This window comes from Pseudomonas sp. S3_A09, assembly GCF_054668065.1.
In genome coordinates this window covers 5,865,289-5,887,878 of the sequence record NZ_CP162752.1, presented here as the reverse complement: position 1 = coordinate 5,887,878, position 22,590 = coordinate 5,865,289, and the positions used below count along the sequence as shown (strand labels likewise).

Annotated in this window: 22 protein-coding genes and 3 pseudogenes; 9 read left to right on the top strand and 16 right to left on the bottom strand. The window is 59.4% G+C overall.

Annotated features, from left to right (window positions below):
* Positions 1-49 precede the first annotated feature (49 nt).
* On the bottom strand, positions 50-463 hold the full coding sequence (locus AB4N92_RS27385) for a MarR family winged helix-turn-helix transcriptional regulator (RefSeq protein WP_021493010.1): 414 nt from the start codon (positions 461-463) through the stop codon (positions 50-52).
* Between the two features lie 134 nt (positions 464-597).
* On the opposite strand from AB4N92_RS27385, the gene AB4N92_RS27380 reads away from it, so the two are divergent.
* The gene (locus AB4N92_RS27380; RefSeq protein WP_236267062.1) at positions 598-2,085 is read left to right on the top strand and encodes an FAD-dependent oxidoreductase; all 1,488 of its coding nucleotides are present in this window, start codon (positions 598-600) and stop codon (positions 2,083-2,085) included.
* Positions 2,086-2,119: 34 nt separating this feature from the next.
* Here the strand turns inward: AB4N92_RS27380 and AB4N92_RS27375 are convergent, their stop codons facing one another.
* On the bottom strand, positions 2,120-2,680 hold the full coding sequence (locus AB4N92_RS27375; protein WP_010210149.1) for a cysteine hydrolase family protein: 561 nt from the start codon (positions 2,678-2,680) through the stop codon (positions 2,120-2,122).
* Between the two features lie 163 nt (positions 2,681-2,843).
* Between AB4N92_RS27375 and AB4N92_RS27370 the strand changes: the two genes are divergently transcribed.
* From AB4N92_RS27370 to AB4N92_RS27360, 3 genes are all read left to right on the top strand, one after another.
* On the top strand, positions 2,844-3,389 hold the full coding sequence (locus tag AB4N92_RS27370) for a GNAT family N-acetyltransferase (protein ID WP_021493012.1): 546 nt from the start codon (positions 2,844-2,846) through the stop codon (positions 3,387-3,389).
* The gene (locus tag AB4N92_RS27365) at positions 3,376-3,852 is read left to right on the top strand and encodes a DUF6882 domain-containing protein (RefSeq protein ID WP_236267063.1); all 477 of its coding nucleotides are present in this window, start codon (positions 3,376-3,378) and stop codon (positions 3,850-3,852) included. The genes AB4N92_RS27370 and AB4N92_RS27365 overlap by 14 nt, the downstream gene beginning before the upstream one ends.
* A gap of 110 nt (positions 3,853-3,962) precedes the next feature.
* Positions 3,963-4,385, top strand: a complete 423-nt coding sequence (locus AB4N92_RS27360; protein ID WP_236267064.1) for a DUF7832 domain-containing protein — start codon at positions 3,963-3,965, stop codon at positions 4,383-4,385.
* Between the two features lie 176 nt (positions 4,386-4,561).
* On the opposite strand, the gene AB4N92_RS27355 is transcribed toward AB4N92_RS27360, so the two are convergent.
* The 3 genes from AB4N92_RS27355 to AB4N92_RS27345 form a co-directional block, all read right to left on the bottom strand.
* Positions 4,562-4,927, bottom strand: a complete 366-nt coding sequence (locus AB4N92_RS27355; protein WP_460128787.1) for a hypothetical protein — start codon at positions 4,925-4,927, stop codon at positions 4,562-4,564.
* Positions 4,928-5,189: 262 nt separating this feature from the next.
* On the bottom strand, positions 5,190-6,845 hold the full coding sequence (locus tag AB4N92_RS27350) for a methyl-accepting chemotaxis protein (protein WP_031291295.1): 1,656 nt from the start codon (positions 6,843-6,845) through the stop codon (positions 5,190-5,192).
* 708 nt (positions 6,846-7,553) lie between these two features.
* The gene (locus AB4N92_RS27345) at positions 7,554-8,456 is read right to left on the bottom strand and encodes a LysR family transcriptional regulator (protein ID WP_031291298.1); all 903 of its coding nucleotides are present in this window, start codon (positions 8,454-8,456) and stop codon (positions 7,554-7,556) included.
* A gap of 123 nt (positions 8,457-8,579) precedes the next feature.
* Here AB4N92_RS27345 and AB4N92_RS27340 point away from each other — a divergent pair, with 123 nt between their 5' ends.
* Positions 8,580-10,010 carry an aldehyde dehydrogenase family protein gene (locus AB4N92_RS27340; RefSeq protein WP_010210162.1) on the top strand — a complete coding sequence of 477 codons (1,431 nt, stop codon included), beginning with the start codon at positions 8,580-8,582 and terminating at the stop codon, positions 10,008-10,010.
* A gap of 154 nt (positions 10,011-10,164) precedes the next feature.
* Here AB4N92_RS27340 and AB4N92_RS27335 read toward each other — a convergent pair whose 3' ends face one another.
* Together AB4N92_RS27335 and AB4N92_RS27330 are read right to left on the bottom strand one after the other, a co-directional pair.
* On the bottom strand, positions 10,165-10,437 hold the full coding sequence (locus AB4N92_RS27335) for a hypothetical protein (protein ID WP_010210163.1): 273 nt from the start codon (positions 10,435-10,437) through the stop codon (positions 10,165-10,167).
* A 29-nt stretch (positions 10,438-10,466) separates the two neighbouring features.
* Positions 10,467-11,099 carry a TetR family transcriptional regulator gene (locus tag AB4N92_RS27330; RefSeq protein WP_021493017.1) on the bottom strand — a complete coding sequence of 211 codons (633 nt, stop codon included), beginning with the start codon at positions 11,097-11,099 and terminating at the stop codon, positions 10,467-10,469.
* Positions 11,100-11,210: 111 nt separating this feature from the next.
* Here AB4N92_RS27330 and AB4N92_RS27325 point away from each other — a divergent pair, with 111 nt between their 5' ends.
* On the top strand, positions 11,211-11,867 hold the full coding sequence (locus AB4N92_RS27325) for an O-methyltransferase (RefSeq protein WP_044287260.1): 657 nt from the start codon (positions 11,211-11,213) through the stop codon (positions 11,865-11,867).
* A 60-nt stretch (positions 11,868-11,927) separates the two neighbouring features.
* Here the strand turns inward: AB4N92_RS27325 and AB4N92_RS27320 are convergent, their stop codons facing one another.
* The 3 genes and pseudogenes from AB4N92_RS27320 to AB4N92_RS27310 all read right to left on the bottom strand — a co-directional run.
* A complete protein-coding gene (locus AB4N92_RS27320) occupies positions 11,928-12,548 on the bottom strand; it encodes a LysE family translocator (protein ID WP_042572280.1) in 621 nt (206 codons plus the stop codon).
* 127 nt (positions 12,549-12,675) lie between these two features.
* Positions 12,676-13,740, bottom strand: a complete 1,065-nt coding sequence (locus AB4N92_RS27315; RefSeq protein WP_412177532.1) for a methyl-accepting chemotaxis protein — start codon at positions 13,738-13,740, stop codon at positions 12,676-12,678.
* A 228-nt stretch (positions 13,741-13,968) separates the two neighbouring features.
* Positions 13,969-14,241: pseudogene (locus AB4N92_RS27310) on the bottom strand (PAS domain-containing protein); the annotation flags it as partial.
* A 162-nt stretch (positions 14,242-14,403) separates the two neighbouring features.
* Between AB4N92_RS27310 and AB4N92_RS27305 the strand changes: the two are divergent.
* The gene (locus AB4N92_RS27305) at positions 14,404-16,602 is read left to right on the top strand and encodes an OsmC domain/YcaO domain-containing protein (protein WP_021493020.1); all 2,199 of its coding nucleotides are present in this window, start codon (positions 14,404-14,406) and stop codon (positions 16,600-16,602) included.
* A 182-nt stretch (positions 16,603-16,784) separates the two neighbouring features.
* On the opposite strand, the pseudogene dapA reads toward AB4N92_RS27305, so the two are convergent.
* Positions 16,785-17,647, bottom strand: a pseudogene (dapA, locus tag AB4N92_RS27300) (4-hydroxy-tetrahydrodipicolinate synthase).
* Positions 17,648-18,032: 385 nt separating this feature from the next.
* On the opposite strand from dapA, the gene AB4N92_RS27295 reads away from it, so the two are divergent.
* Complete coding sequence (locus AB4N92_RS27295) at positions 18,033-18,929, top strand: SGNH/GDSL hydrolase family protein (protein ID WP_010210175.1); 897 nt, start codon at positions 18,033-18,035, stop codon at positions 18,927-18,929.
* Here the strand turns inward: AB4N92_RS27295 and AB4N92_RS27290 are convergent.
* Both AB4N92_RS27290 and AB4N92_RS27285 read right to left on the bottom strand, forming a co-directional pair.
* A complete protein-coding gene (locus tag AB4N92_RS27290; RefSeq protein WP_106119172.1) occupies positions 18,926-19,408 on the bottom strand; it encodes a VOC family protein in 483 nt (160 codons plus the stop codon). The two genes, AB4N92_RS27295 and AB4N92_RS27290, sit on opposite strands and share 4 nt — an antisense overlap.
* A gap of 77 nt (positions 19,409-19,485) precedes the next feature.
* Positions 19,486-19,620: pseudogene (locus AB4N92_RS27285) on the bottom strand (SDR family NAD(P)-dependent oxidoreductase); the annotation flags it as partial.
* 297 nt (positions 19,621-19,917) lie between these two features.
* On the opposite strand from AB4N92_RS27285, the gene AB4N92_RS27280 reads away from it, so the two are divergent.
* Positions 19,918-20,160: a hypothetical protein gene (locus AB4N92_RS27280; protein ID WP_205517771.1), complete on the top strand. Its 243-nt coding sequence runs from the start codon at positions 19,918-19,920 to the stop codon at positions 20,158-20,160.
* 651 nt (positions 20,161-20,811) lie between these two features.
* Here the strand turns inward: AB4N92_RS27280 and AB4N92_RS27275 are convergent.
* From AB4N92_RS27275 to AB4N92_RS27265, 3 genes are all read right to left on the bottom strand, one after another.
* A complete protein-coding gene (locus AB4N92_RS27275) occupies positions 20,812-21,432 on the bottom strand; it encodes a LysE family translocator (protein WP_010210180.1) in 621 nt (206 codons plus the stop codon).
* 86 nt (positions 21,433-21,518) lie between these two features.
* Entirely contained in the window at positions 21,519-22,061 is a 543-nt protein-coding gene (locus AB4N92_RS27270; protein WP_047541765.1) for an ATP-binding protein, read from the bottom strand.
* A 147-nt stretch (positions 22,062-22,208) separates the two neighbouring features.
* Complete coding sequence (locus AB4N92_RS27265) at positions 22,209-22,565, bottom strand: VOC family protein (RefSeq protein WP_010210182.1); 357 nt, start codon at positions 22,563-22,565, stop codon at positions 22,209-22,211.
* Between the last annotated feature and the right edge of the window lie 25 nt (positions 22,566-22,590).

The window sequence follows — 22,590 nt, the reverse complement described above, 5'->3', positions numbered from 1 at the left end:
AGTGTGGCGAGCGGGCTTGCCCCGCTTGCCACAGGAAACGTAGATGGCCCTAGGCGATGCCCTCCGTCGCACGCACTGAATCGGCCTTGATGTCCTCTGCAAACTTGCGCATCAACCGCACCAGGTTGTCGAAATCACCTTCCTCCCAAGTGGAGAAGATCGACACACCGATCCTCTCCCGCGCGTCATCGACACGGTCAGTCATGGCCTTGCCTTTATCGGTAATCACCGACTCTCGCACGCGGCGATCAATTGCGCTTGCCTGGCGCAACACCAGGCCCAAGCTTTCCAGCTTGGTCACCTGCCGGCTCACCGTGGTGTAGTCGCGGCCCACGCGGTCGGCCAGTTCGACCACACCAATCGGACCCAGCCGCTCTACCAGCACCAGCAATGGAAACAGGGCGCGGTCCAGGGAAATCCCAGCTTCGCGGACCATCGCCTCGTCGCGTTGCGGGCGGTTCATCACCCCCACGATCTCAACTAATGAGCCATGCAGGTCACGCAGTTGGGCAGATATATGTGCGTTTTGCATATTTTTTATTGACACAGTGTTGGCCTCTCTTAATATGTGCGTATTGCACATATAGGTGATCCAGTATGAAAACGCAATTTGCTGTCGATGTACTGATTTGCGGTGCCGGTGGCGCTGGCCTGACCTTGGCGATCGACCTGGCGAGAAGGGGCATCACCTTTCGCTTGATCGAAAAGAACCAGCAGCCTTTCCCCGGCTCCCGTGGCAAGGGCATCCAGCCCAGGTCTCAGGAAGTCTTCGAAGACCTGGGGATTCTCGATCGTTTGATGGCCGTGGGTGGAGTCTATCCGACTGACCGGCGCTACCGCGACGATGGCAGCTACCGCGACGTCGAATTCACCCAAACCAACGCCCCGACACCCGCTGAGCCCTACCAGCAACCGTTGATGGTGCCGCAGTTTTTGACCGAACAGGTGATGCGCGAACGTTTGCTTGAACTGGGCCACCAGCCTGAGTTTGGTTGTGAGCTGGTGGGGTTCGAACAGGATGCCGAGGGCGTCACCGCGCGACTGCTCGGCAAGGCCGGCGAAGAAAGCGTTCGTGCACGTTGGCTGGTGGGTGCCGATGGCGGTCGCAGCTTTGTCCGGCACGCCCTGGATATCGGCTTCCCCGGCAAGACCCTTGGTGTACGTGCCCTGGTGGCAGATGTGGTACTCAGCGGCCTCACACGTGATGCCTGGCACCGCTTCGGAGAGGGGGATGGGCAGCGCCAGATTGCGATATGTCCACTGGCCGGCACCGACCTGTTTCAGATCCAGGCGCCGATCCCGGCGGATGTCGACATCGACTTCAGCGCCGAAGGGCTCACGCACCTGCTCGCCCAGCGCACCGGCCGCGGCGATCTCCAGGTACACAGCGTGACCTGGTCGTCGGCCTACACCATGAACGCACGCTTGGCTGATCAATACCGCCAGGGCCGGGTGCTGCTGGTGGGGGACGCCGCCCATATCCATCCGCCCACCGGTGGCCAGGGCCTCAATACCAGTGTGCAGGACGCCTACAACCTCGGCTGGAAGCTGGCTGCGGTGGTGCATGGAGCGCCTGATGGTTTGCTCGACACCTACGAACAGGAGCGCCGGCCGGTCGCCGCCTCGGTGCTCGGTTTGTCCACCCAACTGCTCGGCGAGATGAAGAGCGGCGAGCTGCGGCGGGGCAGGGAAGTGCACCAACTGGACATCGGCTACCCCACGTCCTCGCTGGCGTTGCAGCACCCCGTGCGCAACGGCGTTGCCGCCGGCGACCGAGCGCCGGACGCGCCGGTCCGGGGTGTCGCTGGGCAGGCATTGCGGTTGTTCAACCTTTTTCAGGGACCCCACTGGACACTGCTGGGCTACGGCGTGGCGGGTGGCTTAGTCAAGGCGCGGCCTGGTGTGCAGATTCATACGGTTGGGGCCGGCGGCGAGCTGATCGACGACCAGGGGCACTTTCAACGCATCTATGGGCTGGCGATTGGCGAGTGGGTGCTGGTGCGTCCTGATGGGTATGTTGGGGCGGTGGTTTCTTCAGCGCATGTCGATACGCTGGAAGACTATCTTCAGCGGGTCCAATGCTGACGCATTCGGTGCACCGAATGCATGACGGCTCCACTCAGCAATGAGCCAGTATTTCGTCGGTCTCTACAACCCCGGCATAGTCCATCGCCAGGTTGCTCAGCGACAACGCATGCACGTCTTCAGCAGGCCAAAGGCGCCCGGATAAATCGACTTGATCGAAGGTGTAGCAGGCGTCTGAAACCACCGTCACCGCAAAGCCCAGGTTGCCGCCTGAGCGTGCCGTGGACTCGACCGAGTTGTTGGTGATCACGCCGGCGATCACCAATTGCCGGATCCCACGCACGTGCAGCCAACGCTCCAACCCTGTCGCGGTGAACGCATCCGGAACGTTCTTCTCCACCACATGCTCCAGGGCAAGCGGTTGCAGCGCGGGCTGGAACTCGCACCCCGGCTGGCCCGGCCAAAACACCGAGTCGGGCGAGCGGGACATGTGCCGGATGTGCACGACCGGGCGGTTGGATTGCCGCCACGCCTTTAGCAGGCGCTGCATCTGCACTTCAGCATCCGCGTTGTTGCGTCGCCCCAGCTTCGGTTCGTTCATGCCTTGCTGCATGTCGATGATCAGCAGTGCGGCGTTGGTGGCTAACGGTTGCATGGCACCTCCCTTTGCGTGAGGCTCGAAACATATCAGCCTGCGTGTGCTTCCAGACAGCGAATTTTTCGAAGCCTGAAAGGTGGCGGATTACTGAATGAAAAAATAAATCCGTTACCTGTATTCGCTACCGTTGTTGTCCAGAGTACGAAGCAGGAATACTTCAATGATCCGCAAGGCATTACCCTCTGATGCAAAGACCATTGCCCAGGTGCATATCAGCAGTTGGCAAGCCGCGTATCGTGACCTGATGCCTGCTCAATACCTGAGTTCGCTGGAAGCCACCCTGGCTCAGCGTGAATCCTTCTGGATGCGCGCGTTAGAATCGGATGAGTCCAACGTGTGGGTCGCGCAGGTGGATAAGCAAGTCGTCGGCTGGATCTCTGTGGGCGCCAGCCGTGACGAAGATGCCGCTGGGGCAAACACCGGCGAGGTCATGGCCATCTACGTGTTAGCCCGGTATTGGCAAACGGGCGCCGGGCTGGCCTTGTGGAAGGCCGGCCTGCAGACATTGAGGGAGTGTGGGTTTCAGGGGGTGACGCTTTGGGTCTTGAGCCTTAATGAAAGAGCGATCCGGTTTTATCGCAGGGCAGGCTGTGTCGCGGATGCCGGCAGTGAGCGCAACCTGATAAGGGGCGGCGTGACACTGGAGGAAGTCAGGTATCGGCTGGCTTTTCCTGCACAACAAGGAGACGTCCATGACGGACCATGAATTTGAAGCATTTTTGGCGCAAGTGATGGATGAGCTGTCACTGAAACAGACGGAGTTGAGCCGGGTTTACGGGCTGGGCGAAATGGCCCGTTGGTGGTTCGAACAATCCACGGCGGTACTCCAGTTCTTCGACAGCCACGACAGGCTGGCCGTCGTGGCAGACGTCGTAAGCATCGGCAGCTACTCGGGTAAATTCAGCACCTGGAAATGGGCCTGGAGCAACCCTCGCGTCGACCCTGCATTGCGCGAGGCCGCGCTGCCACTCAAGCAGCTTCAAGCCATCACGGGGTTTGACCTGTTTGGCGACGACCAGGCCTTTGCCATTCAGGATGAAAGCATGGCCTGGGAACTGACCGCCGCAGCGGTTCATCACCTCCAGGCGCAAGGGTGCTATCGGGGGCCGTCCGGTCCCGATGGGCCGACGACCTTCCTGGCGATCACGTCGATAAGGACGGTTCAATGACCCAAGATACTGCGTGGGGTGGCTGAACGTTAAAACAGACCTACCTTATCCCTGCGAAATCGTGATAAATCAAACTCCCGTTTTCAACGCAAAACATCTCAAGGACGCCCATGAAATACGATGATGCAAGCTGGCACCATGGCGGATACTTTCCAGCAGGCCAACCACCGGAACATGGCGGCACACACATAGCGCTGTTCTTAAGATGGTGTTTTATTAAAGGCTGGGCTGGCGACTTTCACGCCGAGGAAGAGCCTGAAGCCGTCGCCCGCGTGATCAGCGGCGAACTCTCCGCCACCGAGTTTCTCTTCAGGTATTGCGATGGCAAATTTACCGAGGAGGACTTGAACGACGCTGGAAATGAGATTGCGCAACAGTATTACGGGAGCAATGGCCTTTACCTTCAAGACTACGCCGACCACTTTGGCAACTTGATGTATGTTGCCCCGGAATCCGCGCACGATTTTAAGGCGTTTTCCGCGATTCTGGATGCGCGGGTTAAGAGTGGCGTGCTGATTAAAGCAGAGGCGTAACCGTGCTCCTAGGCGAAAACAATCGCTGATCGGCTCTGCGCCGCACATCCTTCATTACCTGTATGGCACACAGAAGTGTTCGCTTCGGGTCTAAAGCGGTCAGTCGTGACCGGCTGCTTTCGACCCAAAGCAGTCATCTGAACCGCATTGATCGACAGAAATGTCCACCGCCAATCCTAAAATCGTGAAGGTGGCTCATTTCCGGTCTTGATATTCGAAAAGACCTCATCTGGATCTGCCTGACACCAATATCTGAACAGAAGGCGAGGTTCGGTATTTCCGAAATATTGATCAACGGTGCTTTCGGGCGGCACGGTCAATTTAGGTGCTGGCCATTGCTGCGCTGAAACACCTATTGGTTTGTCAGACGACCAAATAATCCAAGTAGCCTTGCCTCCATTGATACCCGGTAAGTAGCCGGCTTCTTGTATCACTTCGATTAAGGCGCGCAGCGTTGCTGATGGATCGAGTGTGATCGACGTCGCATGGCTTCCCAGATCATCTCCTGCATGAACGCTATCTCGATCAATGGCAACTTCCAACGTGACTACTCCTTTTTTACCGCTGTGCTGTCACTAGATTGTCCAGCGTAGAGACATCAACGGCTGCCTGTCCACAGTCTGCTTTTGGCCAAAAGCAGACGCTCAAAAATGGCAGGTATTGCACAATTGTGGTCAGACCATAAGGCCGCTAGGAAAATGGCCCCCGCTGTTGCTACAGGAATCGGACCATTACCTGCGTCCTGCTGCTAATTGGGGGCCATTTCTCGCAGCAACGCGGCTTGCGATGAAACGGCAACAGACCCTAGAGCTGAAAGCGCGAGATGTTCTCTCGCAATGTCACGCTGGTGCGTGCCAGTCCTTCGCTTTCCTGCTGAGCGCTGCGGAAGGCTGCAGCGGATTGCTCGGCGCTTTCGCTGACGGTCACGATGCCCCGGCTGATCTGCTCGGCAACGGTACTCTGCTGCTCGGCGGCAGCGGCGATTTGGTGGTTCATGCCGTTGATCCGCTCGATCATGGTTACGATCGTGCTTACCGCGTCACCGGCCTCGGAAACGCCGGACACCGACTGCGCACTGGAGCTCTTGCAGCGTTGCATATGCTGCGAGGTCTCGTCGGCAATTTTCTGCAGACTGGCGATCAGCCCCTCGATCTCTGAGGTGGCCTTCTGGGTACGCTGTGCCAGGCTGCGCACCTCGTCGGCTACCACCGCGAAGCCGCGTCCGGCCTCGCCAGCACGGGCAGCTTCGATGGCTGCATTGAGGGCCAGCAGGTTGGTCTGGTCGGCCACCGACTTGATCACTTCAAGCACGCCGCCGATATTGCCGGTTTCATTCTTCAGCCGGCCCATGGCCATGTTGGACTGTTCGATTGTCTCGGCCAGCTCGCTGATCATGTTCACGGCATCTTTGGCCTTCTGCTGGCTGTACAGGGCCGCGCTATCGGCCTCGCTGGCGGCACTGGCGGCGGATTCGGCGTTGCGCGCGACATCCTGCACGGTGGCGGCCATTTGGTGAACGGCGGTGACGATCTGCTCGACCTCGCACTGTGCCATGGCCACGCTTTCGGCGTTTCTCAGGCTCGATTGGCTAAGCTCCTGGCTGGATTCGGCCACGGTCTGTGAAGACAGGTTTATGCCCTTGGTCATGTCCCGCAGGTTCTCCTGCATACTCAGCAGGGCGGCCATGATGCTGGCTTGTGGTGGCTCAATCGTGCGTTCGCTAGCGCGCAAATCGCCGTTGGCAACCCGTTGGGCGAGCTGGTTGAGTTCACTCGGTTCGGCACCCAGCGCGCGCAGCAGGTTGCGGCTGATGACGTAGCCCAGTACCGCTGCTAGTAAGACGGCCAGCGCAGTAATGGCGAGCAGAAGGTTGCGTTGTGACAGATAGTGTTCGTCATTTTCGCTGACCTGCAGGTCTGCTCTCTGGTTGGTGTAGCGCAGGTATTCGCCAATTGCCTGTGTCAGCTCGGCCAGTAATGGTGTGCACTGCTCGCTGACCATGCGCAGGGCCTCATCGTTTTCACCCTTGAACAGGTGTTCGGCAATGGTGTGCGCTACCGGTTCGTAGCGGCTCTCGACCTGCTCGATGGTTGAGAACAGTTCACGTGCTTTGGGCGACACATCACCATGGTTATCAGTTGCCTGGCGTAGCGCGGCGAGGCTGCTGGCCACCAATTGTTCGTTGGCGGCAATCGCGCCTCGCTGCTGTCCTCTCGCGGTGACATTGCTGTTTAAGGCGATGTTACGCAGGGCAATCGCACGCTGGGCGGCGGCGTCGTTCAGTGTGTTGGCCAGGCGGGTACGTGCATCAACGCCATTAACGTAGAGAAAAAAGTCCTTATTACTGTTAGCCAGGGCGTACAGCGAGATAGCGGCGATCAGCAACATAAACGCGAGCAGGCTGGCATAGCCGGCATAGAGACTGGTCCGTGTAGAGAGCCGGGGAGTGTGCGTTGGCATGATGTACCTGCGTAGTGGGAGGAGCAATTTAGGGACACCTGCAAGGGTATGTATTCGCCCTTGGTCCGCATCCTGCGCAGGCATTCTTTTGTTCGACGGCAACGAGTCGCGGCGTTATTTCCTAGTCGGTGGAATCTTGTACAAGAATTTGTTCTTGTACAACTCTTGTACAACTATATTGGAATGATGTCGTCATGACATCACTCAATCCCGATGAACGGTCAGTAACCTCCGGTTCCTGGCAAGCGCCAGGAATAGAGGTCCGGCTATCGGGCTGACTACTGTTTGGCGGCGATACAGCCCAATGCCCTCTTTGGGCCGATAGAATCCTGCGAGCGCTGTAAAAATGCGTAGTGCTATTTCTGTACAGGTATTTTGTAGGGGGGTGAGCCAGGGCACGCTAATTGTGAGCATGCTTTTCGCTAGGGGCTGTTGCCGTTTCATCGCAAGCCGCGTTGCTGCGAGAAATGGCTCCCGGTTATGGGGGGCAGGTTTGCCCGGAGTGCGGCGAGGGGGTTATGCAAATGGCGAGCGATGGCGTTGACTGCCCCACTTGCGGGACATTCATGCCGGCTGGCCGAGCATGAGAGGGACTAGCGGATTGATCGACATGAACGTCTGATTGGCCGATTTTGCCAACTTATCAGCCGCCGTTTATCTCCGACGTTAATGTCTGCTTTTGGCCGAAAACGGCCCATAGCGACATGCTCAAACCACAGTGGGCCGCAGCGCGTGCGCCAGATCAATCAATGCGCGTAATCGCGGCGGTACGAAGCGATGGCCCGAGTAGTAAAGCCTCAAACCGCCGAACGACGGGCACCACGGTACCAGCACTGGCACCAGGGCGCCGCTGGCCAGTTCTTCCTGTACGAACCACTCGGAAATGAAACCGATGCCAAGGCCCAACACCACGGCCTGTTTGATAGCCAGCATCTCGTTGAAAATGAAGCGCACCGGCAGATTCATCTGCAACTTTTCACCGTTTCGCTCCAGTTCCCATTGGTAGAGGCCGCCGTGGGCCATGCGCATGCCAATGCTCTGGTGGCTGAGCAGGTCTTGCGGATGCTCGGGCACACCCTGGCGTTCGAGATACTCGGGCGTTGCCACCACAAGCATTCGAATGTCATCTGACAGTTTTACGGCAATCATGTCTTGTGGCACCGACTCTGCCAGGCGAATCCCCGCGTCGAAACCTCCGGCGACGATGTCGACCATGCCTGATTCGCTGACGATGTCGATGCGCACGTCGGGATAGCGCTGAGCGTACTGCTTGAACAGCGGCTCCAGCAGCAGATAGGCCCCACCATGCGGTGCATTGATACGCAGTGTGCCGCTGGGCTCGTCGGGGCCGACGCTGGCCTCTTCGCCGGCACTTTTGATCTGTGCCAACGCCGGGGCGATGCGTTCCACATAGCGTTGCCCGATGTCGGTGAGGGCAACGCTGCGCGTGGAGCGATTGAACAAGCGCACCTTCAGGCGCGCTTCCAGGCCGGCCACCGCACTGCTCACGGCGGTGGTGGACATGCCCAACTCTTGTGCTGCGCCACGAAAGCTGCTGCGGCGAGCAACGGCCAGAACCACTTCCAGTTCGGTCATTCCTGTTCTGTGCATGGATTGTCCTGAAATTGCGGATGCTTCATAAGTCAAAGGATAGCTTATCGGAACAATGATCCCTTCTTAAACTTCCTTCACAGAGGCTCGGTTCAGGCGAGTCATTTTGAGTGAGGAGTTGCCATGCAACGCATTGAACACATCTACATCAACGGTGAGTTCGTCATTCCAAACGGTCAGGAATGGTTCGACCTTCATAACCCGAGCACCGAGGAAGTCATCGGTCAGGTTCGGCTGGGCGATGCGCTGGACGCACAGCGTGCCATCGCCGCCGCCAAGGCTGCGTTCCCGGCGTGGGCGCTTACCAGCCGGGAGGAGCGCATTGAGGCACTGCGACGCATGCACCGGGCCGTGGCGGCAAAGGAGGAAGAACTGCTGGAAGCCATCCTTGTGGAATATGGCGCACCTATGGCCCGCGGGCGCTCGATGGCGACTTATGCGGCTGACGTGATCGCGCAAGCAATCAATGTACTGGAAGCGTTCGAATTCGAGGAGCAGGTCGGCATGGCCAGGGTCATTCTGACGCCCCTGGGCGTTACCGGTCTGATCACACCCTGGAATAGCAATGCGGGCTTTATCTGCAACAAGCTGGCCACCGCGCTGGCGGCAGGCTGCACCGCCGTCATCAAGCCCAGCGAGATGAGCGCGTTGCAGACGCAGGTCGTGGTCAGGGCGTTGCACGAAGCGGGGCTGCCACCGGGTGTATTCAATATCGTCAACGGACGAGGCAATGTGGTCGGCGAGGAAATCGCCCGTCACCCCGACGTTGCCAAAATCTCGTTCACGGGGTCGTCCGCTATCGGCCAACATCTGGTCAAAACCGGTGCTGACACCATGAAGCGCGTGACGCTGGAACTCGGCGGCAAGTCGCCCACCGTGGTGCTTGACGATGCGGATTTCCAGGCAGTCATGCCGCTGGTGTTGCAGGCCGGATTTCTCAACAGTGGCCAGGCTTGCATCGCGGGCACTCGCATCCTCGTGCCGCGCAGCCGGCTGGCAGAGTTCGAGCGGATTGCCAAGGAGGGTGTCTCACAGATTCAATCGGGCGATCCGCGCAACGCCGACACCGACATCGGCCCCATGGTGAGCCAGAAACAGTGGGAACGGGTGCAGCGCTACATCCGTATCGGCCAGGAAGAAGGCGCGAGGTTACTGTCGGGTGGCGAAGGGCGCCCGGAAGGCTTGCACGCCGGATGGTTCGTGAAGCCCACGATTTTCACTGAGGCCAACAACCGGATGCGCATCGCGCGTGAGGAAATCTTCGGCCCCGTGCTGACAATCATCCCCTACGAGGATGACGCTGATGCGATCAGTATTGCCAACGATACGGACTATGGGCTGAGCGCCCTGGTGCTGGGAAAAAGTCCCGAGCGTTGTATGAACCTCGCCCTTCAGATCGATTCGGGACGCGTGCTCATCAACACCCTGGCCCACGAACCGCGCGCCCCCTTCGGTGGATTCAAGCAATCAGGCCTTGGGCGCGAAATGGGCAGGTGGGGGATGAGCGCGTATCTGGAGCCGAAGACATTGGTCACCTATGACCCGTTGAAATGACCAGGTCGGGTTCCAGTCCGGGCGTGCTGGGTGGATAGAGTCGGAAGCAGGGCGGCAATCGTTCCTGGTTTCCAGCAGAGCTGGAGGCTGAGGTGGATCGAGTGATCGCTTCTGGCCGATAGCTCCCCCTCAAAACGCTCACCAATAAACACTGCTAAACCACGCTCTCCCGATAAACACCCCTGACATGCCCAACCCCTGCCGCCTGTAACCGCGCCACCAAATCTTCCCGCGCCGCGCGCCCACCTGTGCGCACGTCTTTCTCGACGGTGCCCACGGACTGCCAGTGTCGGTCCAGGCATTCGGCGGTGGCCAGGCGAGCGGCGTGGTTGGCGGCGTCGGGTTCGGGCGACTCCGCTGCATTGGGCGTAGGCGCAGGTACTTCCGTTTTTGTCGATGAGCCGAACAGTTTCTTGAAGAAGTTCATGTGCAGTCCGTTGCTGGGGTATCGGCGCTTCAGGAATAGTTGAGCGCGCTCACATAGGCACGAAACATATCAGCCATGCCATCGGCGTAAACAGCGATTTCTTCAGGTGTGCGTGGACTGCCGGAGAAATCCTTGCCGACCGAACTGAGCGTGGTCAGGATCAGATCGCAGGCCAGTGTGCGGGTTGGCTCGGTCACCTCGGGCAATAACTCCAACATGAACGCCTCGAATATCTGCTGCCCCGCTGCGCGCACTTCCAGGGCTTCCGGAGCATCGCGATAGAGCGGCGCCGCGTCATTCAGCGCGACGCGCATCGGGGCCTCTTCGCATTCTGATCTGATGAAGGCATGCACCAGTGTGCGCAGGCGATGCAGCGGTGCCTCGGCATGTTGCGCCAGGATGCCGCGCAGCATCTGGGTGGTTTGCTGCCACTCGTCACTCTGCAACCTGAACAGAATTGCCGCCTTGTTCGGAAAATACTGGTAAACCGAACCCACACTCACGCCAGCCTTCTCCGCGACCCGTGCGGTGGTGAAACGGGTGGCACCTTCCTTGGCCAAAACCTGAATAGCCGCTTCGAGAATTGCCGCCACCAACTCGGTGGAGCGTGCCTGTTGTGGCTGTTTGCGCGTGGAAATACGCGGGGTCTGGCGGGTGGTCATACAGGGTTCCGGAGGCAGGGCTAATGCGAATAGCGGACGCGATAAATCACTCGCATACTTTTAATGCGACGAATTAGTCGCATCTTAGTCCCAACTCTACGGAAATCAATTATGTCGAGCCTGTCCACTGCGCCTTTGGCGCCCCTGATCGAACGGTTGTATACCCAAGCCGGCGCCGCTACCAGCCCAGTGCTGAACACGCTGTCGAAGGATGAGCGCGAGCGGCTGATGCACAGCAAGACCGAATATGTGGCGCTGTATTCGATGCTCAAGGACCTGTGGCTACCGGTGTCGCGCGACACCGGCAAACTGCTCTACATGCTGGCGCGCAGCAGTAAGGCGCGGTCGATTGTCGAGTTTGGTACCTCGTTTGGCCTGTCCACATTGCACCTGGCTGCTGCGTTGCGTGACAACGGTGGTGGTGTGCTGATCGGCAGCGAATTCGAAGCTTCGAAGATCGCCCTGGCGCGCGAGCATTTCATCGAAGGCGGCGTGAGTGACCTGATTCATATCCGCGAAGGCGACGCGCTGGTCACCCTGGCCAGCGACCTGCCGGACAGCGTAGACCTGCTGTTGCTGGACGGCGCCAAGACGCTGTATGGCGACGTGCTCGGCCTGGTGGAAAGCCATCTGCGCCCCGGCGCACTGGTGGTGGCGGATAACACCGATTACTGCCCTGAATACCTGGCCCATGTGCGCGCACCGGAGAACGGCTACCTGTCCGTGGCGTTTGCCGATGACATCGAACTTTCAATACGCCTGGGCTAATCGCGGACGCAACTCGTGCACGTATTTGCCACTGGAGCCGCCGGCTGGGTGGGTTCCGAATCAGCGCTTGCTGAACGCCAGCCGCGCAGCGAACAACACAAAGATCATGCCGGTGGTGCGGTCCATCCACTGAATGACTTTTTCACGGCGCAGGAAACCGGACAGTGGTTGCGTAGCACCGATCAATACCAGTGACCAGGCCAGCCCGAGCAGCACATGGATGCTGACCAGACCGAACGTCCAGAGGATCAACGGTTGGCCCTGGGGGATGAACTGCGGCAGGAACGACACGTAGAAAATCCCCACCTTGGGGTTGAGCACGTTGCCCAGCATGCCCTTGATCAACCAGTTGCCCGCGGGCTTGGCATCCGCCCCGGCGTTGGTCAATGAGCGACGGGGACGCAGCAACATGTTCAAGCCCAACCAGGCCAGGTACGCGGCGCCGCAGTACTTGAGCAGGTTGAAGGCGACTTCCGACACCGCAACCAACGCCCCCAGGCCAAACGCAACCGCCGCGCCCCACAGCAGACAACCGGCGTTGATCCCCAGCATGGCTTGCAGCGCCTGGCGCTTGCCTTCGACCGTGGCGGTCCTGAGCACCAGAGCGGTGTCGAGACCGGGTGTGAGCGTCAGCAGTGTGGCGGCGAAGGTGAAGGCGAGGAGGTTATCCGTGATGGACATGGTCGGGCTTCGTGCTGGGTGGAGGTGGTGCCCAAGCATATCGCCATTATCGTGTGGTTCGCGATTTTCTTGTGGCAAACGCGCTCACCCCAGGAAGCGCGCTTGCCACGACACGTTCAGTGCAGGCTCAGCGGTTGAAGCGCTCGACCAATGCGTATTGGGTGGACGCGGTGTTCGTCAGCTCCTTGCTCAGGTCAGTGGATTGATGGGCTTGTAGCGAGGTCTGGTCGGCCAGTTCGGCGATGGTGGTGATGTTGCGGCTGATTTCCTCGGCGACGGCGCTCTGTTCCTCGGTGGCAGCGGCGATCTGGGTGGTCATGTCGGTGATATGCGACACGGCTTCGCTGATGCCCACCAGCGCCTGGTCCGCCTCAAGCACCCAGGCCACACCTTCCTGGGCCTGGCGTTGACCGTTTTCCATGCTTTGCACGGCGTTGTTGGAGGACGCCTGCAGCTGGGTGATCAACCCGTGGATCTGGGTGGTGGACTGCGACGTGCGCTGCGCCAGTTGGCGCACTTCGTCAGCCACCACGGCAAAACCACGGCCTTGCTCGCCGGCCCGTGCGGCTTCGATGGCGGCGTTGAGGGCCAGCAGGTTGGTCTGGTCGGCAATGCCTTTGATCACGTCCACCACGCTGCCGATTTCGTTACTGTCCTTGGCCAGTTGCGCCACGGTGACGCCGGTTTCGCTGACCACCGCAGACAAACGCTCGATCGCCTCACGGGTATCCCTTGCCACTTCACGACCGCGGCCCGTCAAGACGTTGGCCTGCTGGGTGGCGTCGGCGGTGCGTTGCACGTGGCTGGCGACTTCCTGGGTGGTGGCCGCCATCTGGTTGACGGCGGCCGAGACCTGTTCGGTTTCAACGCGCTGACGGTCCAGGCCTTTGGAGCTGGCGGAGGCCAACTGATCGGATTGCCCGGCCAGGGCACTCAGTTGCTCGGCGCTGTCCTGCAAGCGGGTGAGGCAGGTCTTCAGGCGCGCGTTCTGGCTGAGGAACGCCGTTTCGAGGCGTGCCTGAGGCCCACGTGCGTCGCTGTACATCTGCGCGATCAAGGCATCCGAGGTCGACGGCTCCACGCCGTGCAACAGCCGCAACGTGCTGCCTTGACGCCAACGCGAACAGAGCACGCCCACCGGTACTGCGACGGCAACGGCCACAGCGATGGCGACGGGCGCACTGAGGAACATGCCGGCGAGGCTGCCGGTAAGCCCAGTTGCCACATACGGGACACAATTGATAGCGGCCGGCAGCCAGGCGTCCTGGCGAGGAACACCCGGTTTGCCCTGGCTTATGCGTCGGTACAGGGCCTGGGCCCGGCGGATCTCATCGGCCGTGGGCTTGACCCGCACGGACTCGAAACCGACGACCTTGCTGCCGTCGAAGATGGGCGTGACGTAGGCATTGACCCAATAATGGTCGCCGTTTTTCGAGCGGTTCTTGACGATACCCATCCAGGGCAGGCCCTGTTTGAGCGCGCCCCACATGTGCGCAAACACGGCGGGGGGCACATCCGGGTGACGGACGATGTTTTGCGGTGCCCCAATCAGATCCGCACGTTCAAAGCCGCTGATATCGACAAAGGCGTCGTTGCAGTAAGTGATGACACCTCGGACATCTGTGGCGGAAATGAGTTTTTGCGAAGGCGCGAGGGAAATCTCACGCTGTGTTACGGGCTGGTTATTGCGCATTCCGACTACTCCATGGTTGCACTCAGTCCATCGGCGCCATCTGCGAAAAGGTTAATTCACATTGGTCAATTCGCCAGCCACTGGTCAAAAGCCTGAAACTTCCCGATGAAACCCCTCATAATGGCGGCCATTTTTGTTTAGCCGTTATTCTGGTGTGCCCCCATGGAAATCAAGGTCAACTTTCTCGACAACCTCCGACTTGAAGCCAAGTTCGACGACTTCACGGTGATTGCCGACCAGCCCATCCGCTATAAAGGCGATGGCTCGGCACCGGGGCCGTTCGATTACTTCCTGGCGTCGTCGGCGTTGTGCGCGGCGTACTTCGTGAAGTTGTACTGCCAGACGCGCAATATCCCCACCGAGAATATTCGCCTGTCGCAGAACAACATTGTCGACCCGGAAAACCGCTATAACCAGATCTTCAAGATCCAGGTCGAGTTGCCCGCGGACCTCTCCGACAAGGACCGCCAAGGCATCCTGCGCTCCATCGACCGTTGCACGGTCAAGAAAGTGGTGCAGGCCGGGCCTGAGTTTGTCATCGAAGAAGTCGAAAACCTGGACGCCGACGCCCAGGCCTTGTTGATGCCCAACTCAACCTCCGAGGGCGGCACCTACATCGCCGGCAAAGACCTGCCGCTGGAGCAGACCATTGCCAACATGTCCGGCATTCTCGCCGGCTTGGGCATGAAGATTGAAATCGCGTCGTGGCGCAATATCGTACCCAACGTGTGGTCGCTGCATATCCGCGATGCGCATTCGCCGATGTGCTTCACCAACGGCAAGGGCGCGACCAAGGAGGGCGCCTTGGCGTCGGCACTGGGCGAGTTCATCGAGCGGCTCAACTGCAACTTCTTCTACAACGATCAGTTCTGGGGTGAAGAACTGGCGAATGCGCCATTCGTGCATTACCCGGATGAGCGCTGGTTCCAGCCGGGGCCCAACGACGAGCTGCCAAGTGAAATCCTCGACACCTATTGCCTGAAGGTCTACAACCGCGAGGGCGAGCTGCGCGGCTCGCACTTGTTCGACACCAACTCCGGCAACGAAGAGCGCGGCATCGTTTCGCTGCCGTTCGTGCGCCAGTCGGACGGCGAGGTGGTGTACTTTCCGTCCAACCTGATCGAAAACCTATACCTGAGCAACGGCATGAGCGCTGGCAACACCCTGGCCGAAGCCCAGGTGCAGTGCCTGTCGGAGATCTTCGAGCGCGCGGTGAAACGTGAAATCATCGAGGGCGAGTTCGCCTTGCCAGACGTGCCGACCGAGGTGCTGGCCAAGTACCCAGGCATTCTCGCCGGTATCCAGGGCCTCGAAGCCCAAGGCTTCCCGGTACTGGTGAAAGACGCGTCCCTGGGTGGTGAGTTCCCGGTGATGTGCGTGACCCTGATGAACCCGCGCACCGGTGGCGTGTTCGCCTCCTTCGGCGCGCATCCGAGCCTGGAAGTGGCGCTGGAACGCAGCCTCACCGAACTGTTGCAAGGTCGCAGTTTCGAAGGCCTGAACGACTTGCCGCAACCGACGTTCGAAGGCCAGGCGGTGACTGAGCCGAACAACTTCGTCGAGCACTTCATCGACTCCAGCGGCGTGGTGTCGTGGCGCTTCTTCAGCGCCCAGTCGGACTACGAATTCGTCGAGTGGGACTTCACGGGCGCAGGCGAAGACTCGAATGCCCAGGAGGCCGCGACCTTGTTCGGCATTCTGGAAGGCATGGGTAAAGAGTCCTATATGGCGGTGTACGAACACCTCGGCGCCACCGCGTGCCGCATCCTGGTGCCGGATTACTCGGAAATCTACCCGGTGGACGATCTGATCTGGGACAACACCAATAAAGCGCTGTTTTTCCGCGAAGACATTCTCAACCTGCATCGCCTCAACGAGGAAGAGCTGCAAGCGTTGGTCGAGCGCCTGATCGAGAGCGAACTGGACGACTACACCGATATCACCACGCTGATCGGCATTGAGTTCGATGACAACACCGCCTGGGGCCAACTGACCATCCTGGAGCTGAAGCTGCTGATCTTCCTGGCCTTGCAGCAGTATGAAGAGGCCAAGGAGTGCGTGGAGATGTTCCTGCAGTACAACGACAACACGGCTGAACGTGGCCTGTTCTATCAGGCGATGAATGCGGTGCTGGAGATGGAGCTGGACGATGACCTGGAACTGGCGGATTACGAAGCCAACTTCCGTCGCATGTTTGGCAATGAGCGGATGGATGCGGTGATTGGCTCGGTGCAGGGCGACGTGCGCTTCTATGGTTTGACGCCGACCAGCATGAAGCTGGAAGGGCTGGACCGGCACCAACGCCTGATTGAGAGTTACAAGAAGCTGCACTCGGCTCGCGCCAACATCACCTCAGCCTGACGCTGATCCCTGTGGGAGCTGGCTTGCCTGCGATGCAGCCACCTCGGTGTTTCAGATGTATCGCGGTGATGCTATCGCAGGCAAGCCAGCTCCCACATTTGGTCGGTTTCGGCTGTTAGATTTTTGCCAGGGCTTGGACTAGGTCCACCCGTACGGGCCGTTGCGTACATCCGCCAGGCACGTTAGCGGGTCGGGTCCAGTACCTGCTGCAAGCGCGCGACAACGGCGGTACTGGCGGCTTGCATCGGCGCACGCAATTCGCTGCCGATCAAGCCTTGCAGGGCCAGCGCGGCTTTTACCGGTGCGGGGTTGGGCTCCATGAACATGGTGTTGATCAATGGCAGCAACTCGAAAAAGTCGCTCGCGCCTCTGCCAGCTGATTGTCCCGCACCAACTGGCACAGCGCCACGAACTGCTCGGTCTGCAGGTGAGCCGAAGCCGCAATGGCACCGGTCGCACCCAGACACAAGGCGTTGAAGATCTGCACGTCTTCACCACACAACACCTCCACATCACCGCTGGCCAGCAGTGCAAGGGTGTTGCCGAGGTTGCCACCACAATCCTTGATCGCCACGATGCGTTCATGGGCGACGATGTTCAGCAAGGTGGCTTGCTCGAAGGTAGCGCCGGTGCGGTAAGGAATGTCGTAGAGAATGATTGGCACGCTGGAGGCATCGGCCACGGTGCGGAAGAACGCCTCCAAACCCGCTTGGGACGGGCGGATGTAACTCGGTGCCGGCACCAAAAGCCCCGCCACCGGGCGTTGCAGGATTTCGCGCTGGAACTGCAGCAGCTCAATCTGGTTATAGCTCGCCAGACCCATAACCACGCGGTGCGCCGGTACCCATTGCAACACCGCATCGAGCACCGCCAGTTGTTCCTGGCGACTCAGCGCCGCCGCTTCCCCAGTGGTGGTGCACACCATGATCCCGGCCACGTGTTTCTCCAGCAAGTGGCTAACCAGACGGTGCAGGCCGGTGAAGTCGATGGCGCCGTCATGGAACGGCGTGACCACGGGAACCCAGATACCTTGAAACGATGACATGCACTTTCTCCTGATGATTGACCGCTGGAGTCACCGTCAGAAGGGCAGAGGGGAATTGTGCGAATCGGGCTCAATGTCCTGTCAGCTCATCTGACGGGACAGCGCGCCCCGGTCACATGAGCGACTGTTTCTTCGATTTGAGGGCGTGCGCAACGCAACCTTGCGCCTTGGCAAGAGAGCCAATGGCGAAAAGGTTGACGGAAGACGTTGCAGACATGGGATGGCACACCCTGAATAAGGCCCCCATCTTCATGGAATATTACGAAGCGTGTCAACGGGGCGCGTTTGAGTTTATGCAGCCGTCGCCGGATATGTGCGGGTCGCAATTATGCGGCCGTGCTTTCAACCAGCCGGTAGTCTATCCACACACTCCGGGAGAACCTCGATGATCCGACGCGCGTGTTTGGCCGCTTTGCTGACCCTGTCTGTCTCGACCGCCTTTGGCGCCTCGACCTATGATCATCTGTATGCCTTTGGCGACAGCTACTCCGACAATGGCGCGGGCGAAGCGCTCACCACCCGGCTTACCGCGCAAAAGGTCAAAGACGCCCAGGCACTGCCCGGCCCACTGTACTGGAAAGGACGCTGGAGCAATGGCCCGACCGCCGTTGAAGGTTTGGCCCAGGCATTGACAACACCGTTGACCGACTACGCGGTGGGCGGCGCCAAAAGCGGCCACGGCAATTACTACACGTGGATGATGCCAACCCAGGACACAGGCTTGCTCGGCCAAGTCGCCGAGCATTTGCAGGCCGCCAAGTCCCACAAGGCCGACCCCAAGGCGCTGTATTTCATCTTTATCTCGGCCAACGATTTTTTCGAATGGGCCGACTTCTCCCATCCTGAAAGCATTGAAGCCCTGAGCGAATCGAGCCTGGCCAACATCCGCAGTGCCACCGAGCAACTGGTGGCGGCGGGGGCCAGGCATGTGATGGTGGTGGGTACTACGGACCTCAGCCACGTGCCCGCCGTGGTGCAGGGCAACCACGTCGACAACGCGAAGAAGTACCAGCAATTGCTCGCGCAGAAATTACCGTCCGTGTTGGCGCAGATCGGCGTGGCGAAGGTCACTTACTTCGACCACTTGGCGTTCAGCGACGCGCTACGTGCCAATCCGCAAGCCAATGGGTTCACGGACCTGGACGCGCCGTGTCAGCCCACCTACCCGGAAGTAAAACCGGTGTGTGCCAATGCCGATGCGCATTACTATTGGGACGAATGGCACCCGACCCGCGAGGTCCACGCCCTGGCGGCCAAGGCCATGCTCAAGGCGTTGCCTTAGCCCGCGGCCACCGCCGCTTCAATCGCGGCGATGTCGATCTTCTTCATGGTCATCATCGCATCGAATGCGCGCTTGGCCGTTGCACGATCCGGGTGGGTCACGGCGTCCGTCAACACGCGCGGTGAGATCTGCCACGACAAGCCCCACTTGTCCTTGCACCAGCCACAGGCGCTTTCCTGGCCGCCGTTGCCGACGATGGCGTTCCAGTAACGGTCGGTCTCGGCCTGGTCATCGGTGGCAATCTGAAATGAAAACGCCTCGGTATGGGGAAAGATCGGGCCGCCGTTAAGGCCGATGCACGGGATGCCCAGCACCGTAAAATCCACGGTCAATACGTCGCCCTGTTTACCCGACGGGTAATCGCCGGGGGCCAGGTGCACGGCGTTGACCCTGCTGTCTGGGAAGGTCTCGGCGTAGAAGGTTGCCGCCTCCAGGGCGTTGCCGTTGTACCAGAGGCAGAGGGTATTTTTGCGGGCCATGGTCGGTCTCCATGAAGAATCGGTGTGTGAAGTTTAGACGACGCGTTCGTCTCTGCTCACACCGTGATCCGCCGGGCGGCCACGCCGTCCTTGTAATCCAACTGCTCGGGGCGGCTGCGGGACACGCCGATCAGCGTGTCCCCAGGCTCGCCGCGACCTTCGATCAGGGCTTTGCCCAGTCCTTTGCTGGTGCCTACTACCAGGGTTTTCATCGAATCTCTCCTTGATCTGGCTGATTGTTATGGGGGGCAGTCATGCGAGCAGACGATGCTTTGGTCGGCAATCGAGAGGCTGTTTCCAGATGTTATTAAAGGGGGGCAACTCAGTCTTGGCGTTGGCCGGTTGGCAGGTCTAGCCTGCGTAGATGAAGCGGACTTTATTGCGTTTTTGAGGTGGTTATTTATGCCGACTCGGTATAAGAAACTGTCAGTTCTTACAGGTTACACCGTGTGTATTTGGTCCCAATGTTCAGTAAACCTTCGCGCTAACAACTAAGGACGATACGGGTCATGAGCACATCGAACGGTAAAACCTCGTTTATCTATGCCGCTATCGTCATCAGTGCCTTCATCTCTACACTCGCCCCTGCAGACGAGGTTTACAACAAGGCGGGTCAGTATAAATATACCGCTCCCAAGTGGGGAGATATTAGAAGCATTCGGGTCACTTTGATTGGGGGGGAGGTGGTGGTGCTGGCGGTGGTTCCAATACTGGTAATTTTGTGGAGACGTATGTGTCTAATTTGGGCATAAATGGAATCTCCGGTGGTGGTGGCGGAAGTGGTGCAACTACAGTCTGCAACTTTTATCCTCCTTCAAAGGACCTTAATGTCCAGGCCATCACTATTAATGTTGGCGCTGGAGGTAAGGGGGGCATGGGAGGTGCTACCGACGATTCTGGAGGACATAAAGGGGGGGATGGAGGATCTAGCAGTATTACGACGGTTAATACAAACGTAGCGGCGTATACCCCGGTATATGGGAGTCAGAGTGGTGTGATCGCTGCTGGAGGCTCAGGTGCTACTGGTGCTTTTGAACGTTCAAGCGTCACTGACAACGGTGCGGGTGGTGCGGGAGGGGGGCTGAGTGTGGAGTGTCGCAAGCCCGACGCTGTTCCTGAGTCAGCCACGCCAGGCCGTGCCGGTGAAAGCGGAAAAAGGGATGTACCAGGTGCTGGAGCATCGGGAAGCTCCTTGGAGGCTTGTAAAGGGGCTGGCGCAGGAGGCAAAGGAGGTCTAAATGGTAGCGTCGCTGCTGCTTCAACGCCCGGACTTCCTGGGGAGAGCGGCTCAGATGGTTGCGTCATTCTAGAGCTCGTAAAATTTTGAAGGTGTTTGATTAAAACCAAATGGCCAGAAGGTAGCTGACCTCAAGAGCGGTCGGGCTTTGCAAACAATGCATTGCTCAAGCCCGGCGCGCCATCAACAACACCGTCGCCGCCGCCGACAGCAACCCCGCGCAGCACCGATTGAAGATCCGCTTGCCCCGAGGCTCGGCAAACCAACGCCGCATGTGCAGGCCCATATAGGCGTAGGCGCTGATGGCGATCCACTCCAGCACCAGGAACATCGCGCCGAGCAGCGCGAATTGTGGGGTGACTGGCTCGCCGGGGACCACGAATTGAGGCAGGAAGGCGGTGAAGATCAAAATCGCCTTCGGATTGCCCGCCGCCACTAAGAACTCCTGCCGCGCCAACGCCCACAGTCCCACCCTGGCCGTGGCCGATTGCGCCTCTGCTTCCGGATTGGCGCGCCACAACTGAAGCGCCAGATAAAACAGGTACGCCGCGCCGAGTATCTTGATCCCATAGAACAACAACTCCGACGTTTGCAACACCACGGCCAAGCCGGCCGAAGCGAGGGCGATCATCCCGGCAAAGGCGAGCAAGCGACCGATGCCGGCCAGGCATGACGTGCGGTAGCCGTAGCGCGTGGAATTGCTCACCGACAGCAGGTTGTTCGGGCCGGGCGCCATGTTCAGGGCAAAGCAGGCGGGGAGGAAAAGGGCGAGGGTGGCGAGGTCCATGGCGGCTCCGGGTTCGCGTGGGCGGGGAGCTGTGAGGATAAGGGCAGTGGACGTCGTTGGACAGCCTCAGCCGTTCATGTTTCCAGCTATTGCGCAATGTTCGACACCGTATGAACGACCGCCGTCACCATTGTTTCAACACTGTTAGCCCCGTCGACCCGTAAGATCGGGGCCGTCAGTTGTGATAGCCACGCCTCGTGCAACGCCCGGTTGCGCCCCGAGAAATTCGGGTCGTCATACTGCGAAGCCCATTCCCGAAAGGCCAAGTGGATCTGATGCATATCACCTTCGGGTGCGATTCGATCTCCATAGCGCGCCTTTTCGCGGGCAGCCAGTCGTTCCAGGCGTAGGGGCGTTGGCGTGACGACGAACACAATCACGTCTGCATCAGCAATCAACGCGTCTCCCCAGACCATGCAAGAGCCGGTCAGCACCCAACCGTCGTCACCGAGTGCCTGTTGCATCAGTGACACGCGTTCGCTGGGTGGCCGCTTGGTCGTGAACGGAGGGTCGGTGGGCATCCAGTAGAAATCATCGACATCGACCTGGCGCAGACCGAGCCGAGTGGCGAGGTGTTGTCCCAGTGTGGTCACGCCGGCGCATGAAGCACCTGTAATGTAGATCCGCATGTGTCCTCCATTCATGCACGACAAGCTGTTCCAGCCCCGTTTATGTAGATGAGGGCTTGTCAGATGACCATTGGCTACAGTGTAAAGAGTAGGGCCATGGGCATCCGTTCACTCTGCTGTTGGGTGTCGCGCTCGTATCCCAGGCGCCTAGGTTTGCGCAGTCCAGACTGCTAGTTCGTACCCATCCGGATCCATGAAGTGGAACCGGCTTCCACCAGGAAACGTAAATGTCTCGCGGGTAATGAGCGCATCCAGGGCTTTGAGCCGCTGCTGCGTCCCATGGAGATCATCGGCGTACAAGATGACCAAAGGCCCACCCGGCCGCACCGGCTCCCCCGTTGTGAATCCCCCAGTCAGACGGCCATCGCTGAACTCGGTATAGGTGGGGCCGTAATCGACGAAGGTCCAGCCGAACGCACCGCCGTAGAAGGCTTTGCTCCGGGCAATATCGCTGACATTGAATTCGATGTTGTCGATTTGTCGGTCTTTACCTTGAGTGCCCATGCTTGCCTTCCTGGCTGATCTTCAG

What these genes read in the sequence shown, in the direction of transcription:
- AB4N92_RS27375 (WP_010210149.1), bottom strand. Translation starts at nt 2,680, where the DNA reads ATGCAACCGTTAGCCACCAACGCCGCACTGCTGATCATCGACATGCAG.
- AB4N92_RS27265 (WP_010210182.1), bottom strand. Translation starts at nt 22,565, where the DNA reads ATGGGCACTCAAGGTAAAGACCGACAAATCGACAACATCGAATTCAAT.
- AB4N92_RS27280 (WP_205517771.1), top strand. Translation starts at nt 19,918, where the DNA reads ATGAGCACATCGAACGGTAAAACCTCGTTTATCTATGCCGCTATCGTC.
- AB4N92_RS27295 (WP_010210175.1), top strand. Translation starts at nt 18,033, where the DNA reads ATGATCCGACGCGCGTGTTTGGCCGCTTTGCTGACCCTGTCTGTCTCG.
- AB4N92_RS27270 (WP_047541765.1), bottom strand. Translation starts at nt 22,061, where the DNA reads ATGCGGATCTACATTACAGGTGCTTCATGCGCCGGCGTGACCACACTG.
- AB4N92_RS27385 (WP_021493010.1), bottom strand. Translation starts at nt 463, where the DNA reads ATGAACCGCCCGCAACGCGACGAGGCGATGGTCCGCGAAGCTGGGATT.
- AB4N92_RS27290 (WP_106119172.1), bottom strand. Translation starts at nt 19,408, where the DNA reads ATGGCCCGCAAAAATACCCTCTGCCTCTGGTACAACGGCAACGCCCTG.
- AB4N92_RS27345 (WP_031291298.1), bottom strand. Translation starts at nt 8,456, where the DNA reads ATGCACAGAACAGGAATGACCGAACTGGAAGTGGTTCTGGCCGTTGCT.
- AB4N92_RS27340 (WP_010210162.1), top strand. Translation starts at nt 8,580, where the DNA reads ATGCAACGCATTGAACACATCTACATCAACGGTGAGTTCGTCATTCCA.
- AB4N92_RS27380 (WP_236267062.1), top strand. Translation starts at nt 598, where the DNA reads ATGAAAACGCAATTTGCTGTCGATGTACTGATTTGCGGTGCCGGTGGC.
- AB4N92_RS27320 (WP_042572280.1), bottom strand. Translation starts at nt 12,548, where the DNA reads ATGTCCATCACGGATAACCTCCTCGCCTTCACCTTCGCCGCCACACTG.
- AB4N92_RS27365 (WP_236267063.1), top strand. Translation starts at nt 3,376, where the DNA reads ATGACGGACCATGAATTTGAAGCATTTTTGGCGCAAGTGATGGATGAG.
- AB4N92_RS27305 (WP_021493020.1), top strand. Translation starts at nt 14,404, where the DNA reads ATGGAAATCAAGGTCAACTTTCTCGACAACCTCCGACTTGAAGCCAAG.
- AB4N92_RS27315 (WP_412177532.1), bottom strand. Translation starts at nt 13,740, where the DNA reads ATGTTCCTCAGTGCGCCCGTCGCCATCGCTGTGGCCGTTGCCGTCGCA.
- AB4N92_RS27335 (WP_010210163.1), bottom strand. Translation starts at nt 10,437, where the DNA reads ATGAACTTCTTCAAGAAACTGTTCGGCTCATCGACAAAAACGGAAGTA.
- AB4N92_RS27275 (WP_010210180.1), bottom strand. Translation starts at nt 21,432, where the DNA reads ATGGACCTCGCCACCCTCGCCCTTTTCCTCCCCGCCTGCTTTGCCCTG.
- AB4N92_RS27370 (WP_021493012.1), top strand. Translation starts at nt 2,844, where the DNA reads ATGATCCGCAAGGCATTACCCTCTGATGCAAAGACCATTGCCCAGGTG.
- AB4N92_RS27325 (WP_044287260.1), top strand. Translation starts at nt 11,211, where the DNA reads ATGTCGAGCCTGTCCACTGCGCCTTTGGCGCCCCTGATCGAACGGTTG.
- AB4N92_RS27330 (WP_021493017.1), bottom strand. Translation starts at nt 11,099, where the DNA reads ATGACCACCCGCCAGACCCCGCGTATTTCCACGCGCAAACAGCCACAA.
- AB4N92_RS27350 (WP_031291295.1), bottom strand. Translation starts at nt 6,845, where the DNA reads ATGCCAACGCACACTCCCCGGCTCTCTACACGGACCAGTCTCTATGCC.
- AB4N92_RS27360 (WP_236267064.1), top strand. Translation starts at nt 3,963, where the DNA reads ATGAAATACGATGATGCAAGCTGGCACCATGGCGGATACTTTCCAGCA.